Here is a 15,194-nt window from a genome sequence, read left to right as displayed (position 1 = left end):
TTTTTTAATCATAAGAATCTTGCCTTTTTGGAAATCGCCGGTTTGCAGTTATCGGACGGTCGGTGGACGGATCTTTTTTGTCGTTCCACGTCAGGAATTATGTCGCGTCCGGCGAGGCAGGAATTAAAAATTATACCCAATGAAATATACTTTGGAACAAATTCGTCATGCTGAAAAAAAGAGCGGAAATGAATTTGTGGTGTTAATTCAATATTTAAAATTACTGGGAGTGGCGCGTTTCATTACGTATGTTACAGACGGTCACACCGATTATTTTGATGATGAAAACGAAAGTGTTTCCAGTGCGGCGACAAATAATCTCCTTCTTTCGGATAACACCCATGCAGAAAGTTTTATTCAACGTTTAAAGTTGCATCAAAACGGGGAAACCGATTTTCCCACCTTTCGGGAAGACTGCGCGAAAAATGGAATCGACCGCTGGACGGTCGATGTAACCAAAATGACCTGCACTTACTTGGATCAGAAAGGAAATAAAATTCTGGTGGAAGAAATTCCCGATATTTCTCTTTGAAAGTTATAAAAAACCCTTTCAGCCTTTAAAAGGCTGAAAGGGTTCCTTTCTATACCTCCGTGCGGTCATCGCCGCCGAATTCAAAATGCTGCATTCTCCAAAATAACCGCATAACCTTGTCCCACGCCGATGCACATCGTCGCCAACGCGTATCTCTTTCCGGTTTTCTGTAGTTCCAGTGCCGCAGAGTACGTAATTCGGGTGCCACTCATTCCAAGCGGATGACCCAGCGCGATGGCGCCGCCATTCACATTCACCCGTGGATCGTCGTTCGCGATGCCGAGTTCCTTTAAAACGGCAATGCTTTGTGCCGCAAAAGCTTCGTTCAGTTCAATAATATCGATATCATCCAATGTTATTCCGGCTCTCTTCAAAGCCAATTTGGTTGCATCAACGGGACCGATTCCCATAATTCTGGGTTCCACGCCTACTACCGCGGAGCAGACGATCTTTGCCAAAGGTTTCAGGTTGTAATTTTTCACCGCGTCGTCCGAAGCGATAATCACTGCCGCCGCGCCGTCATTCAATCCGGATGAGTTTCCGGCCGTTACCGAACCGTTTTCTTTTACAAAAGCCGGCCGTAATTTGCCCAAAACTTCTATTGTTGAATTCGGTTTGATGAATTCATCTTTATTAATCACGATTGGTTCTCCTTTTCTTTGCGGAATAACCACATCGGAGATTTCTTCTGCCAGACGTCCGGATTGCTGCGCTTTTTTCGCCTTCATCTGAGAATTTAAAGCAAACTCATCCTGCTCTTCGCGCGAGATATTGTATTTCTCCGCGAGATTTTCTGCGGTTTTCCCCATCGCATCAATGCCGTATAATTTTTCCATAACCGGATTTACAAACCGCCAGCCGAAACTGGAGTCGAACATTTTCGAATCGGTTCCGAAAGCAGAATCGGATTTTGAAAGCACATAGGGCGCCCTCGACATTCCTTCCACGCCGCCGGCTATAAAAAGATCGCCTTCGTCGGATTTAATGGCTCGCATCGCCTGGACGATGGAACTCATTCCCGAGGCGCACAGCCGGTTCACGGTTTCGCCCGGCACATTCACGGGAATTCCGGCCAGCAGCAATGCCATTCTCGCGACATTTCTGTTATCCTCGCCCGCCTGATTCGCGCAGCCGATAATTACATCGTCGATTTTATCTAAAGGCAAATTTGGATTTTTTTCTAGCAAACTTTTCAGTACGGAAGCCATTAAGTCATCGGGTCTAACGGGAGCCAGGCTTCCTTTAAAATTTCCGATGGCAGAACGCGTTCCGTCGATAATATAAGCGTTTTTCATTCTTTATTTTTAGTAAGCGTAAATTTAGGAAAATAAAAAAAGACTTCCGTGCGGGGAAATCTTAGGTTGATTAATTTTTCACAAATTCCAGCAGAGGCCTGATGAAGCGCTCAAAAACTTCGATGTGTGGCAAATGTCCCACGTTTTCCAGCTCAACCAGCTTCGAGTTCTTAATTTTTTTCTGCGTTGCTTTCCCTAAATTTTCATACAGTCCCATCAACGGCTGCAGGTCTTTCGGCGCGTTGGCTTTTCCTATCGCCGTTCGGTCGCGCGTTCCGATGATCAAAAGGGTAGGAACTGTTATTTTTTCGAAATCATCCACAACCGGCTGCGTGTAAATCATATCTGAAGTCAGGGCTGCATCCCACGCCGTGATCGGGAAATCGTTAGAGATCGTCCAGCCCGCCACGAGGTTAAGCCATTTTTCATATTCGGGTTTCCATTTTCCGTCGTAATAAAATTTAAGTTGATAATCTTTATAGGATTGATAGGTGTTTTTAAGTTCTGCCGCATATTGTTTATCGATGTTTTGATAGGGTGACAAGTCGCGGTAATCTTCCAGTCCAATCGGATTTTCAAGAATTAATTTGTCAATACTTTCCGGATACATCACTGCCATTTTCGTCGCCAGCATTCCACCCATCGAATGGCCAAGAAGAATAAATTTTTCAATTTTTAAATCATCCAGAATCGATTTTGTGTTCTCCGCCAGTTGCTGGAAACTGAACTGATATTGTTTTGGTTTGGAAGATTTCCCAAAACCGATCTGATCCGGCATGATGACGCGAAACCCTTCTTTCAGCAACGCTTTCGCGGTTTCCTCAAAATAATAACCGTTAAAGTTTTTGCCGTGCAGCAGAACGACCGTTTTTCCATTGGGCTTTTCCGGTTGGTCATCCATGTAAACCATTTTCAGTTCCTGACCTTGATTTTTTAGCATTTTCACCGTCACGGGAAAAGGATACGTAACGGTGGTAAGTTCTGCATCTAAGGGTTTTAATTTCGAGAGATCCTGTGCATTCAGCGAAACCGAAAGCAAAAGGATAAACAGATATTTGATGTTTTTGAGTTTCATTTTGGATAATTTAAAATTTAAAATCAAATTTTATCAACGGAGAAAAGAATGTTTAAATAAGCGTTCTTCTTTTGTTAAGATGAACGCAGCTGCTTAGAAAAAGAAGTACCGCGGACAAAAGTGCCACGGTATAAATTTCGTCACTTCCGCTTTTGTTGGCAACTGCAATTGCAATCAAAGCCCAAACGGCTGCGAAGGCAAAAACGGGCGCATCCTTCTTCCACGTCATATACAAATTGATCAGGACAGCAATGAAGATCATAATGATCGTCCAGCTGATTTCCGAAATTCCCCAGGCGCTCCACTCAATTTTGGTGAGCCATGCCGCGGCTGCCGCGATGAGCGCGACACTTACCCAACCGGCATAAATTTGAAAGGGTATATTGATCAACCATTTTTGCGCAGCTCCGGACTTGTATTTCAAAGCTTCCACCAAAATTTTCAGCAAGGCTACCAGAAATACGGTCATGATAAGCACGGAAAAGCCCGTGTAACCGTAAAGCCACGTGACGATCCACGCGCAGTTGGCGACGCAGGTCAGAACAAACCACCAACCGATCTTTTCGACAAATCCATCAGCTTCGGTGCTTCTAGGTTGAAATAAACTGCGACCGGAGTAAATAACAAAGCCCAGTAGAAGCAAATATATAAGGCCCCAAATTGAAAAGGCGTAACCCGCAGGCGTAAACAAATTTTCGATCTCCTTTGAGACATCACCAATAGTTTTCCCCGCAAAAATGCCCGTGTTGCTTAAGTAATTGAATATAATGGTGAAAACCGCAGCGATTCCGTTGGCGATTTGACAGGTCTTTTTCATACTAAAAGTTTTCACGGATTTGCCCCGCTCATTTGACCGAAGTTAGGAAATTTTCGCCGAAAATCTTCAAGCCGAAAAAGAAACTGGATCTTTCAACCCTATCAATTTTACCTCATTCGTAATTTTGCCACCATTTTTCGTAGGTTTTTGCATCATCTTCCCACATTACTTTTTGGCCCGGCTTAGGGGTAATCAGCCGTAAATTTTCTTTTTCGTTTAAGAGTGAAATTTTTTCCAAAGTTTCTTTCCAGCCGTGCAGCGCGAGGGCAAATTTGGAATTGTGCACGGGAATGATGCGTTTGGCGCTGAGGTTTTTTACAGCCACGAAAAATTCTTCCGGCATCATGTGAATGTACCGCCAATCCTTGTTGTACTGCCCATTTTCCAGAATAGCCAAATCGAAGCCGCCATGTTTTTTACCGATTTTTTCAAAATGATCATCAAAACCGGAATCGCCGCCGATGTAAATTTTGCGTTGAGGTGTTTCGAAAACAAAACTTGCCCAGATGGCCTGGTTACGTGTAAAACTTCGGCCCGAAAAATGGCGGGCGGTTTCTGCATAAACTTTGAAACCATTTTCTAAATCAAAATTTTCGCCCCAGTCGAGTTCGATGATTTTCTTTGGATCGTAGTTCCAGGATTCCAGATGTTCGCCGGTTCCCAGACCAGTGATGACAGTTTTAACTTTATAATCGAGCTTTTTAACCGTTTCAAAATCCAGGTGATCCCAATGATCATGCGTGATGATGAGGTAATCGAGCTCTGGAATATCGTCGGCTGTATACAGATCGGTGCCGGCGAAAGCTTTTGTTGTGAAAGAAAGCGGCGAGGCGTTCCCGTTAAAAACAGGATCGACCAGAATTTTTTTACCATCAATTTGAATGAAGTAAGAGGAATGACCCATCCAAACGTAGATGTTTTCCGTGGGATCTAAATCTTTCAGATCGGTTTTGACGAAGTTGAAAGCCTGTTTCGGTGTTAAGTTTTTGCTTTTCTCGAAAAGAAAGCGAAAAATAACGCCTGGCGTAGAAGCGTTTTCCGCGAGTTGCGGCGTGAAACTGAGATTATCGAATTTGTTTTTATGATAGTGCGGCGATTTCTTAATGCGCTCCAATCGTTGTCCGCTGGGTGCTTTCCCAAATTGCGGCTGTTGGAGAAAGAGGAAAACTGCCGCTGCAAGCAGGCCGAGCAAAAGCAAAAATACAATCATAATTTTTAGGGGTAGTTTCAAAATTGGTGGTTATTAAAGGTGATCTTAAAAGGAAGACGATTAAAGGAGCATTTTACTTTTAACATTTCCAAATGTAGTTTAAAAGGCTTAAAGTAAATATTAAACGCTCTATTTTCTTGCATAGTGAAAAATTGGTAACTTTATTTAAACCAAAAAACATAAAATCATGCATGAAAACGTAACTGTTACAAAACGAATTAATGCGCCCGTGGAAAAGGTTTGGAAAGCCTTAACGGACAAAGCGCAGATGAAGGAATGGTATTTCGATATTTCGGATTTTGACCTGGGCGTCCATCGGGAATTTAATTTTTATGAACCCGGAACGGAGAAAAAATACCACCATCACGGTGAAATTTTAGAAATTGTGCCGAATGAAAAGTTGAAACATACCTGGACTTATCCGGAATTTACGAAAGAGAAATCAATTGTTAAATGGGAACTGGAAAAAGACGGTGAGGGAGCGATGGTGACGTTAACGCACAAAGGTTTGGAAAATTTCAACCATTTAGGACCTGATTTCCAAAAGGAAAGTTTCGAAAATGGCTGGAATGATATTTTAGGAAGAAGCCTAAAAGACTATATGGAAAAGTAAAGTTTTGTCCATTTACATTACCTGGAATATTGCTTAGAATGAATTTATACTAAAAGGTATTTGAACTTTCGGAGAAGATCTAAACCAGGTTTTAGCCCCGATCGAACGGCCTGTTTGAGCTCTCCCGGGACAAAAAAAATATTTTTTTGTCTCGGGAAGCGAGTAGTGAGAGCGGGACGGAATTTGGAAAGACAATCCCCTTTTGCTGCTTCTAAAAATTAGAATTTTTCCGCTGGCATTTCTGCTCGTTTCTGAACTTTTTTGAAGGTATACGCACTCATCAAAATACTGAATTCATAAAGCAAAAGCAACGGCAGCGCAGCCATAATCATGCTCAATACGTCGGCAGGCGTAATAATCGCGGCGACAATCATAATTAAAACAATGGCGTGACGACGGTACTTGCGCATAAACAACGGCGTTAAAATTCCGATGGATGTAAGGAAATAAACGATAACCGGAAAAAGAAAAACGATGCCCATCCCCAAAACCACCTGCAAAAATAATGTCGTGTAGTCGCTGAGATCAAAGAGCTGCGTAATAGAATCGGATATTTTGAAAAGTAAGCCAAAGTTGATGGCGAAGGGTAAAATTAGAAAGTAACCGCATAAGATTCCGCACATGAAAAGAATCCAGACAAAATTGATGAGAAAGACGGAATTTTTTCTTTCTTTAGGATGGAGCGCGGGCGAAATAAAACGCCATAATTCCCAAATGATGTAGGGAAAGGCAAGCACCATTCCGCCAAAAACGGAAACGGCCATCATGACGTTGAACTGCTGAAAGAGTTTTTTCTGCTGCACGGCAAAATGCCCGGGCAGTGTGATGCTGTCGTGACCGATTAGTTCGCGGGAATAATGATTAACAACGCGAAAGGTAAAAAAATCGTTGCGTGTAGGACCGAAAAATATGTTGTCCATGATCCAGTTTACATTAAAGCCGACAATAATTCCGCCCACAATAATCGCTATCACTGCGCGGATTAAGTGACCTCTCAACTCGCCAATGTGTCCCCAAATAGACATTTCTTCTTTCTCGCCCACGAAATTTTTGTTTAAAGTTTATGTTTTAACACCTTGCCAGAAAGGTTTTAAAGTTGCGAAATTACTGAATATTATGAAATAACGGTGGAAACCGCGCGACAATATTTTTCGTACGGCTTCAGCTGGAAATGATGTTTTTTAGATTATTCCCTCGTCCAGCAGGCGGTGAATATCGATAATGCCAAAATATTTTCCCTCTTCCGTAACGATGAGCTGGCCGATATTTTTATCTTTTAAGATCGCCATAGCTTCTTTGGCCAAAGCCAACTTGTCGATGCTTTTTGGGTTTTTGCTCATAATGTCCTTTGCCGTCACTTTAGAGACGTCCTGATCGCTCATCAACATTCGGCGCAGATCGCCATCGGTAATTACGCCGATAATCTGTTCTTTTTCTGTAACCACCGTAATTCCGTGGGAGGAGGCGCTGATGGAAATGATGATATCGCGGATTCCGGCTGTTTCGGTAACCTGAGGTTTTTGGGAAGAGAGAAACTGTTCCACTTTTGCTGTAAGGTTTTTTCCTAAACTTCCGCCCGGATGAAATTTTGCAAAATCTTTTTCTTTGAAACCGTTCATTTCCATGAGGCAAATGGCCAACGCATCGCCCAGCGCCATCTGAACGGTGGTCGAACTTGTCGGCGCTAATTTGATGGGGCAGGCTTCGATTTCGACGGAAGAATCTAAAACTACGGTAGAAAATTCTGCCAGTTTTGAATTTAAATTTCCCGTCATTCCAATGAGTGCGGAAGAATAATCCTTGAGGAAAGGCAGGAGATTCACGATTTCCGGAGAATTGCCGGAATTTGAAATGCATAAAACGACATCTGTTTTTTGAATAACGCCGAGATCGCCATGAAGCGCTTCTGACGCGTGAAGAAACTGAGACGGTGTTCCCGTGGAGTTGAGCGTTGCCACAATTTTGTTGCCAACGTGCGCAGATTTCCCGATGCCGACGACGATCAATTTTCCCTTTGCAGACTGAATGATTTCCAAAGATTTTAAAAAGTTTTCGTTGAGGCGGTCCTTTAATTTTTCAAGTTCGGAAATTTCGATGGAAATGGCGTTTTTTGCTAAATGCAAGATTTCAGACTGATTCATGGAGAGGGTTTAGAAAAAAATTAGATGATCCTGTTTCTTTAGATACCGGAAATTTAAAGGCCAAGATTGGTTTTTTCGATTATTATTCTTTAACTTTGGATAGTATGCAAATTTAATAAACAATTTTAGATGAAATGCTAAAGAATAAATTTTGTACACGAAATGGATGGTAAGGGTAGCTTAAGAGGCTATAAAATTGAAAATTACAGATGAAAACAAAAAGTGCCGATCTCTCAAAAGAACTCAAAAAATATTTCGGCTTTTCAAAGTTTAAAGGTCAGCAGGAAGATATAATCAAAAATTTATTAGAAGGTAGAGACATTTTTGTTTTAATGCCAACAGGTGGTGGGAAATCCTTGTGTTATCAGCTTCCCGCTTTAATGTGTGAAGGAACAGCTATTGTGGTGTCTCCTTTAATTGCACTGATGAAAAATCAGGTGGATGCCGTGAACGGACTTTCTTCCAACGAAGGTGTAGCACATGTACTGAACTCTTCCTTAAATAAAACGCAAACCAAGCAGGTCTTCGACGATATACGCGCCGGTAAAACAAAATTGTTATACGTGGCACCCGAATCTTTAATTAAAGAAGAATACATGGAATTTCTACGCGACGTCGAAATTTCTTTTGTTGCGATCGACGAAGCACACTGTATTTCAGAGTGGGGGCATGATTTCCGCCCCGAGTACCGCAATCTTAAAACCATTATCGACAAAATCGCCGATGTTCCTGTTATTGCTTTAACTGCCACGGCGACGCCGAAAGTGCAGGATGATATTCAGAAAACGCTGGGAATGTCGCAGGCCCTGGTTTTTAAAGAAAGTTTTAACCGGCCCAATCTTTTTTACGAAGTTCGCCCCAAGGTTAATATCGACCGCGAGATCGTTAAATTTGTGAACCAATATAAAGGAAGATCCGGAATTGTTTATTGTTTGAGTCGCCGAAAGGTAGAAGAATTTGCGCAGCTTTTGCAGGTCAACGGCATCAACGCACTTCCGTACCATGCGGGTTTAGACCAAAAAACAAGGGTGATGAATCAGGATAAATTTCTCATGGAGGAAGCAGATATTATCGTGGCAACCATCGCTTTTGGGATGGGCATCGATAAACCCGATGTGCGCTTCGTTATTCATTACGATATTCCAAAGTCTCTGGAGAGTTATTATCAGGAAACGGGGAGAGCCGGCAGAGATGGCGGCGAAGGTTACTGTTTGGCCTTTTATGATCCAAAAGATATTGAAAAATTAGAAAAATTTTTGGCCCAAAAACCGGTTTCCGAACGGGAGATTGGCTTGCAACTCTTGAATGAAGTCGTGGGTTACGCCGAAACCTCGATGAGCCGCCGTCAGTATATTTTGTGCTATTTTGGGGAAGCTTTCGATCCTGTTAATGGTGATGGTGCACAAATGTGTGACAATTCCGTTAATCCTCCGCAGCTTAAAGATGCCACGAAAGAATTAAAACTGGTGCTAAGTCTGGTGAAGGATCTGGAGGAAAAGTTCAGGACCAAAGATTTAATTTCCGTATTGGTGGGAAAGGAAAATCCGGTAACCAAATCCTACAAACTCGAAACGACGAAACATTTTGCCATTGGAAAAAAAGAAGACGAAAATTTTTGGAAATCTGTGATCCGACAGGCGACCGTACAGAATTTTTTGCAGAAAGATATCGAAACTTACGGCGTTCTGAAAGTCACTGAAAAAGGACAGAACGTGATCAACGGGAAAGATAAAAACGCGTTTTGCATCGCTGAAGACCGCGAATATAATTTGGCCCAGACAAAAGCCGATTCCGATCAGGTTCAGGTAAAGCAAAGTGGCGGGCTGGATGAAAACTTATTCAGCCAGTTAAAAGAACTGCGAAAAAATGTGGCAAAAAAGCAGGGCATTCCACCCTACACGGTTTTTATGGATCCCAGTTTGGAAGATATGACCGTGCAATATCCAGTCAGCATTGAGGAAATGGGTAAAATTTATGGCGTGGGCGAAGGAAAAGCCAAAAAATTCGGTAAGGAATTCGCCGATTTCATCAAAAAATATGTAGACGAAAATGCCATTGAACGCACACAGGATATGGTACTGAAACAGGTGGCGAATAAATCTTCGCACAAAGTTTTTATTATTCAAAGTACCGACAAGAAGATTGATCTGGAAGATATTGCAAAAGCAAAAAATCTTTCTATGGACGATCTGCTGAAAGAAATGGAACGCATCGTTTACCAGGGGACCAAATTAAATATCGACTATTACATTGATGAAAATTTCGATGAAGACGTTGTGGAAGAATTTATGGATTTTATGAAAAGCAGCGAAAGCGACAGCATGAAAGTTCTTTTGGCGGAATTTGGCGACGATTTAAGCGATGAAGAAGTACGGATGCTGAGAATTAAATTTATTTCAGACGTTGCAAATTAAAAGGTGAATCATGGAAAATTCAATCATCGATATCAAAAATGAACTAATTGAGTGGATCGAAAATACGTACGATTTGGAGATCCTCCGAAAAATTGTCAATTTAAAGGAGGAACTGGAATCCAATTCCCTTATTGCAGATATTAATTCTGAGAGCGCCATTGAAAATAATTTCGATCAACAGTTTGCTGCAGGAATGAATTCCGACGAGCTGATGGAAAATATCGCATCGCATATTGAATCTATCGGTTCAACAGAAACTTCTTCCGTAGTTTCGGATACGAAATCAGAATACATTTCAACGGGTGATGATGATGAAAGAGTTGCGAATGGAGTTCCGCATCATGAAAATAACGATGCTAAAACAAATTGATAGTTTAGCTGAGAAAAGTAATTACACAATTTTATGTATGTTTCTTTGACCAAAAGATAACAGGTTTTTATTAATCATATCGTAACCAATCAATCACATGACTTTCCGGAATTAGTGTAAATTCACCTTAACCTTGTCAAAGTTTCAAACCTTAACAAGGTTTTTTATAAACTCATGAAAAAAATTTCCATACTTTTTATTCTTCCGGATCTCGAAACCGGCGGCGCCGAAAGAATTGTCACCACAATTGCAAATCATTTGCCCCGATCCAAGTTTCAGCCCGCAATTCTCCTACTGCGCAAAGAAGGCGGTTTTTTAGATATTTTGAAAGAAGATGTAGAAATCATCGACATAAAAACTCCCCGAATTAGGCATTCCTTACTTCCAATTTTAAAGCAGATCCGCAAAAGAAAACCCGATGTTGTTTTCTGTGGTTTTGGCGAAGTCAACGCGTATTTGGCTTTATTTATCAGGTTTTTTCCGAAAATAAAATTTATCGCCAGAGAAACCAATGTTGTTTCGAAACACGTTACCAGAAAAGAAATCCGGTTTTTTTATAAGTTTTACAATAATTTTGACAGAATCATTTGCCAGAGCGACGATATGCAAAATGATCTCGTCGAAAATTTTAACGTTAAAAAAGAGAAAGTAGTTAAGATCAACAATCCGGTCGATTTTGACTTTATTAAAGGAAAACTCGCGATTTCAGAAAAGCCCAAATTTTTTAAAGGTGATTTTAACAATGTGGTTGCCATCGGAAACCTCTCTAGCAGAAAGGGTTTTGATAATTTGTTGAAAGTTTTCAGTCACTTAAAAAATGATACAATTCTGCTTCATATTTTAGGCGAGGGCCATGACAAAAAATTGCTTCACCAAATGAAAAATGATCTCGGTTTAGAAAATGTCAGTTTTCACGGACAACAAAAAAATCCGTATGAATTTTTAAAGTTTGCAGATTTGTTTATTCTCTCCTCCCGGTACGAAGGTTTTCCGAACGTTTTACTGGAAGCAGGAGCTTGCGGTACGTATTCTTTAGCCAACAATTGTCCGGGCGGAATTACCGAAATTATTCAGCCCAACATTAATGGTGAAAGTTCCAATATTGAAAACCACCACGAGTTCTCAAATAAAATCAGGCGTATTCTTAATGAAAAGCATGATTCTGACGCAATTAAAAATTCAATCTCATCCCGATTTTCAAAAAATTTTATTTTAGAAAAATACGAGAAGCTTTTTGAGGATATAGTTAGTTAAAATTAACACTAAAGTAATGGAAAATATATAATCCAGAGCGAATGAAAATTTGCTTTTACTTTGGGAAAATGCAGTTTCCTTCTTCTTTCTGTTCCAATGCTTTCTGATTTTATCGTACTAAACTCCCTCTAAAGTGATCGGAAGGATTAATCTGGAAAAATTCTGTGTCTCTTTTTTTTGAAATTTCTGAGTAAGCGCTTCCTCAATTACTGTATCTTTTCCAAATTTCCGAAATTTCCGGCCCGACAAAAATGTAATCACTTCAAAAAAGCATTAATAACAGGGTTTGCGAAAGTTTCAACGATTAATTTACTTATTTTTGACCCATGATTCTCAACCAACTTTTCACCAACCAACGGACCGGTCAAAACGCGCCAACGGCAGCTTCACGAACAGATTTCCAGCGGGATTTCGATCGCATTATCTTTTCCGCAGCCTTTCGGCGTTTGCAGAATAAGACGCAGGTTTTTCCGCTGCCGGGAAGTGTTTTTGTGCACAACCGCTTAACGCACTCGCTAGAAGTTTCTTCTGTTGGCCGCAGTTTGGGAAGTGTGATCGGCGAATTTATTTTTAAAAACTACGAATCGGAACTCGATGAAAATTCGAAAACTTTCTATCAGCACAATCTGAACAATGTCATCGCCGCGGCGTGTTTGTGTCATGATGTGGGAAATCCCGCTTTTGGGCATTCCGGCGAAGACGCCATCGCGAGTTATTTTGAGAAAAATGAAAAAGATCTGAAACATAAATTCTCCGAAAAAGAATGGGCAGATCTCGTAAATTTTGAAGGAAATGCTAATGCAATTCGTGTTTTAACGCACCAGCAAAACGGCAAAGATGAAGGCGGAACGCAGTTAACATACACAACTTTGGCGAGCATCGCGAAATATCCGTGTGAAGCAGTGGCCAAAAAGAAAGGCATCATTCACCGCAAAAAATTCGGTTTCTTTCAAAATGAAAAAGACACATTTCTCGACATTGCAAAATCGGTGAATTTAAAACAGGAAAACGATGAACCTACGATTTTCAAAAGACATCCGTTTGTTTGGCTCGTAGAAGCCGCCGACGATATTTGCTACAACATTATCGATATGGAAGACGCGCACCGCTTGGGAATTGTTTCGACGTCGGATTGCGAAAATCTTTTTTTTGAACTCATTAAATCCGAAAATCCCAACACGAAAAGGGTAGAAGAAAAACTCGTCAATCTTACCAATGCGAACGAACGTATTTCTTATTTGCGAGCAAAGGTTATCAACGCTTTAATCAATAAATCGATTGAAATTTATCAGACTAATTTTGCCAAAATTTTAGAGGGAAATTTAGATCAGGCTATGCTTGATATTTACAAGTCTGAAAACAAATCTTTACAGGAGATCGAAAGTTTCTCCATCGAAAAAATTTATGGACACAAAGCCGTTATTGAGATCGAAAATGCCGGCTATAATGTAATGAACGAATTGCTGGATCATTTTATTCCGCCCATTTTAAAGGAAAAATCCACGCGGAAATCCTACGATAAAATGGCCTTGAAATTATTGCCGCAGCAATTTGTGTACGAAGAGGGCAGCGATTACCAAAAGGTTTTAGGCGTTATCGATTTTGTGTCGGGAATGACGGATAATTTTGCGACCGATCTTTACCGAAAAATCAAAGGCATCGATATCGGCATGACGATGTAATTACAGCGCGAAATTCTTCAGCCATCTTTCAATAAAATTTTTGCCGTTCTCGAACATAATCGCCCGCACAACTTTTTTTAAGTCCGGCGTCGATTTTTTACTTAAAATTTCGGTGCCGCCATTTTCGTTGATGTACGCCATCTCCGCCACGGGCAGCCATTTGATCATATTGGCTTCGAGTTCTTCGAGAGAAGCAATGTCCGGCGAAACTTTTAAAGGTTCTATCAAACCGTCAAAATCACTTCCCAGGCAGATCTGATTCCACGGTTCATCGATGTCTGTCTTGAGCAGGCCAACCTGAATAATGTGGATAATATTAAAGCAGAAAGACAGCGGATGGCGGTCTTCTTTCGTAGGAATAAGCCAGCTTTCCTGTTCAGAAATCATAGATTCCATTGTATTAATGGGCAGATTTTTTACGGCGATCTGGGGAAAATGCGTATGAAAATCCGCCGTACTTAAAAATTCGTTTTCGCTGCTTAAACTGATGCCGTACTCAGACTGAAATCCTAAAATCCGTACGTCGAGGCTCATCCCGATGATTCCGTTGCTGTTTAAAATTTCCGTAATGTCTTCATCCATCAGGTTGATGGACCACGGATTGTAAGTAAAATCGTTATTCACGAAAGAGCCCCATTTGCCGCAGTTTTTTTTGTTCATTTCCAGCGAGACTGCTCGCGCACCTTCATAATTGTACACCGTGCACGTATCGCGCTTCAGGGCATTTTTCCATTCGTTAACCGTATATCCGGTAACGCCGATATGCGAAGCGATGATGGGAATCTGCGCGTATTTTTTTTCTTTTTGAATTAAAGATTTCCGGAAGGCATAATAATCCTGCCGAGATTTTAAGCCCAAATGTTTCATATCCACAAGGATTGGGCGGTACTCGTTTTTTTCGTTCGTCATGGAGTAGCATTTTTCGATGACTTCGAAGCCTAAGGTTGTAATTCCATTTCCGAAGGGATAAAACGACGGATGTTTAAGCATTTTCATGCCGAAAGCATGCGTCGCCAAGAACTGTTCGTTGATGTGCGTGAGATGCGTGAGCGTTAGGTAAAGAAGGTCCATTTTTTCCTGAGACAAACTTCTGTAAAACTTCTCCAGATTAACCGCCGGACTTTGGCTGTAATTGTCCGCGGGACTTCCGCCGTTTTCGGTATCGACGATCATTTCCCGCCAAAGATGATCTGCGACCTGCGAAAGTTTAATGGTTTTTTTCAAATCCACAAACCGGTCTTCCACATAGTCGATCTTTAAAGGATTTCCCACCATCAGTTTGCTGAAATTATGAGAACCTTCTAAACTGAAAATTATATTCAAGGGTTTCTGCGCGGAATTTTTCGGCGCGTTTCGGGATAAGATGCTAATTGGGCTGTCTTTGTAGTCGCGCAGCTGTTTGTAAAGACTCAACTCCATCAGCATTAAACGATAGTAGGAAACTTCGCCATTGCGGACTTTATCGAAATAGGTTTTGTCGAGTGGATTGGAAAACTTGCTTTTCAAAACATTTCCAAAAAAACCGCGGCTGTCGGCAAAACCGTGCTCCAGATTCACAATTGCGGCGACCGCATAATTCACGTTGCCTTTTAAACATTGCTGAATGCTGCTCTGACCTTTCAGAATATGGATGAAAAGTTCGTCCATTACACTCGTTAAAGCGTTAGACATTCGGATGGGTTTCGTCAGTTCCTCCATTTTTTTATTCGGTGGCGGAACCAAAACATCGTAATGACTGAGGAAATTTTTGAAAAGCGGATGCAGATGAAGGTCGAAATATTTTTTTTCCAT

13 protein-coding genes are annotated in these 15,194 nt (G+C 41.2%); 6 read left to right on the top strand and 7 right to left on the bottom strand.

Annotated features, from left to right (window positions below; all coding sequences use genetic code 11):
- The first annotated feature begins 139 nt into the window (after positions 1-139).
- Complete coding sequence (locus L0B70_RS01165; RefSeq protein ID WP_235142497.1) at positions 140-532, top strand: DUF1398 domain-containing protein; 393 nt, start codon at positions 140-142, stop codon at positions 530-532.
- Positions 533-612: 80 nt separating this feature from the next.
- Here the strand turns inward: L0B70_RS01165 and pcaF are convergent, their stop codons facing one another.
- From pcaF to L0B70_RS01145, 4 genes are all read right to left on the bottom strand, one after another.
- A complete protein-coding gene (gene pcaF / locus L0B70_RS01160; RefSeq protein ID WP_235142496.1) occupies positions 613-1,827 on the bottom strand; it encodes a 3-oxoadipyl-CoA thiolase in 1,215 nt (404 codons plus the stop codon).
- 70 nt (positions 1,828-1,897) lie between these two features.
- A complete protein-coding gene (locus tag L0B70_RS01155) occupies positions 1,898-2,902 on the bottom strand; it encodes an alpha/beta fold hydrolase (protein WP_235142495.1) in 1,005 nt (334 codons plus the stop codon).
- Positions 2,903-2,954: 52 nt separating this feature from the next.
- Complete coding sequence (locus tag L0B70_RS01150) at positions 2,955-3,719, bottom strand: tryptophan-rich sensory protein (protein ID WP_235142494.1); 765 nt, start codon at positions 3,717-3,719, stop codon at positions 2,955-2,957.
- Positions 3,720-3,831: 112 nt separating this feature from the next.
- Positions 3,832-4,929, bottom strand: coding sequence for an MBL fold metallo-hydrolase (locus L0B70_RS01145; RefSeq protein ID WP_235142493.1), 1,098 nt, complete (start codon positions 4,927-4,929; stop codon positions 3,832-3,834).
- A gap of 187 nt (positions 4,930-5,116) precedes the next feature.
- Here L0B70_RS01145 and L0B70_RS01140 point away from each other — a divergent pair, with 187 nt between their 5' ends.
- Positions 5,117-5,542, top strand: coding sequence for an SRPBCC domain-containing protein (locus L0B70_RS01140; protein WP_235142492.1), 426 nt, complete (start codon positions 5,117-5,119; stop codon positions 5,540-5,542).
- A gap of 218 nt (positions 5,543-5,760) precedes the next feature.
- Here L0B70_RS01140 and tatC read toward each other — a convergent pair whose 3' ends face one another.
- A complete protein-coding gene (tatC, locus tag L0B70_RS01135; protein WP_235142491.1) occupies positions 5,761-6,585 on the bottom strand; it encodes a twin-arginine translocase subunit TatC in 825 nt (274 codons plus the stop codon).
- A gap of 138 nt (positions 6,586-6,723) precedes the next feature.
- The gene (locus tag L0B70_RS01130; protein ID WP_235142490.1) at positions 6,724-7,683 is read right to left on the bottom strand and encodes an SIS domain-containing protein; all 960 of its coding nucleotides are present in this window, start codon (positions 7,681-7,683) and stop codon (positions 6,724-6,726) included.
- Positions 7,684-7,892: 209 nt separating this feature from the next.
- Here L0B70_RS01130 and recQ point away from each other — a divergent pair, with 209 nt between their 5' ends.
- From recQ to L0B70_RS01110, 4 genes are all read left to right on the top strand, one after another.
- Positions 7,893-10,097 (top strand): DNA helicase RecQ, encoded by a 2,205-nt coding sequence (gene recQ / locus L0B70_RS01125; RefSeq protein ID WP_235142489.1) that lies wholly within the window; start codon positions 7,893-7,895, stop codon positions 10,095-10,097.
- Positions 10,098-10,107: 10 nt separating this feature from the next.
- Positions 10,108-10,467, top strand: a complete 360-nt coding sequence (locus L0B70_RS01120) for a hypothetical protein (RefSeq protein WP_235142488.1) — start codon at positions 10,108-10,110, stop codon at positions 10,465-10,467.
- 174 nt (positions 10,468-10,641) lie between these two features.
- Positions 10,642-11,721, top strand: coding sequence for a glycosyltransferase (locus tag L0B70_RS01115; protein ID WP_235142487.1), 1,080 nt, complete (start codon positions 10,642-10,644; stop codon positions 11,719-11,721).
- Positions 11,722-12,047: 326 nt separating this feature from the next.
- A complete protein-coding gene (locus L0B70_RS01110; protein WP_235142486.1) occupies positions 12,048-13,403 on the top strand; it encodes a deoxyguanosinetriphosphate triphosphohydrolase in 1,356 nt (451 codons plus the stop codon).
- Here L0B70_RS01110 and L0B70_RS01105 read toward each other — a convergent pair whose 3' ends face one another.
- Complete coding sequence (locus L0B70_RS01105) at positions 13,404-15,194, bottom strand: hypothetical protein (protein WP_235142485.1); 1,791 nt, start codon at positions 15,192-15,194, stop codon at positions 13,404-13,406.

This window comes from Kaistella sp. 97-N-M2, from assembly GCF_021513235.1.
Classification (GTDB): Bacteria; Bacteroidota; Bacteroidia; order Flavobacteriales; family Weeksellaceae; genus Kaistella.
This window is presented reverse-complemented; position numbering and strand designations above follow the sequence as displayed.

Coding starts and splice junctions, on each gene's coding strand:
- L0B70_RS01140 (WP_235142492.1), top strand. CDS start 5,117: ATGCATGAAAACGTAACTGTTACAAAACGAATTAATGCGCCCGTGGAA.
- L0B70_RS01155 (WP_235142495.1), bottom strand. CDS start 2,902: ATGAAACTCAAAAACATCAAATATCTGTTTATCCTTTTGCTTTCGGTT.
- pcaF (WP_235142496.1), bottom strand. CDS start 1,827: ATGAAAAACGCTTATATTATCGACGGAACGCGTTCTGCCATCGGAAAT.
- L0B70_RS01120 (WP_235142488.1), top strand. CDS start 10,108: ATGGAAAATTCAATCATCGATATCAAAAATGAACTAATTGAGTGGATC.
- L0B70_RS01130 (WP_235142490.1), bottom strand. CDS start 7,683: ATGAATCAGTCTGAAATCTTGCATTTAGCAAAAAACGCCATTTCCATC.
- L0B70_RS01145 (WP_235142493.1), bottom strand. CDS start 4,929: ATGATTGTATTTTTGCTTTTGCTCGGCCTGCTTGCAGCGGCAGTTTTC.
- L0B70_RS01110 (WP_235142486.1), top strand. CDS start 12,048: ATGATTCTCAACCAACTTTTCACCAACCAACGGACCGGTCAAAACGCG.
- L0B70_RS01165 (WP_235142497.1), top strand. CDS start 140: ATGAAATATACTTTGGAACAAATTCGTCATGCTGAAAAAAAGAGCGGA.
- recQ (WP_235142489.1), top strand. CDS start 7,893: ATGAAAACAAAAAGTGCCGATCTCTCAAAAGAACTCAAAAAATATTTC.
- L0B70_RS01105 (WP_235142485.1), bottom strand. CDS start 15,194: ATGGAAAAAAAATATTTCGACCTTCATCTGCATCCGCTTTTCAAAAAT.
- L0B70_RS01115 (WP_235142487.1), top strand. CDS start 10,642: ATGAAAAAAATTTCCATACTTTTTATTCTTCCGGATCTCGAAACCGGC.
- L0B70_RS01150 (WP_235142494.1), bottom strand. CDS start 3,719: ATGAAAAAGACCTGTCAAATCGCCAACGGAATCGCTGCGGTTTTCACC.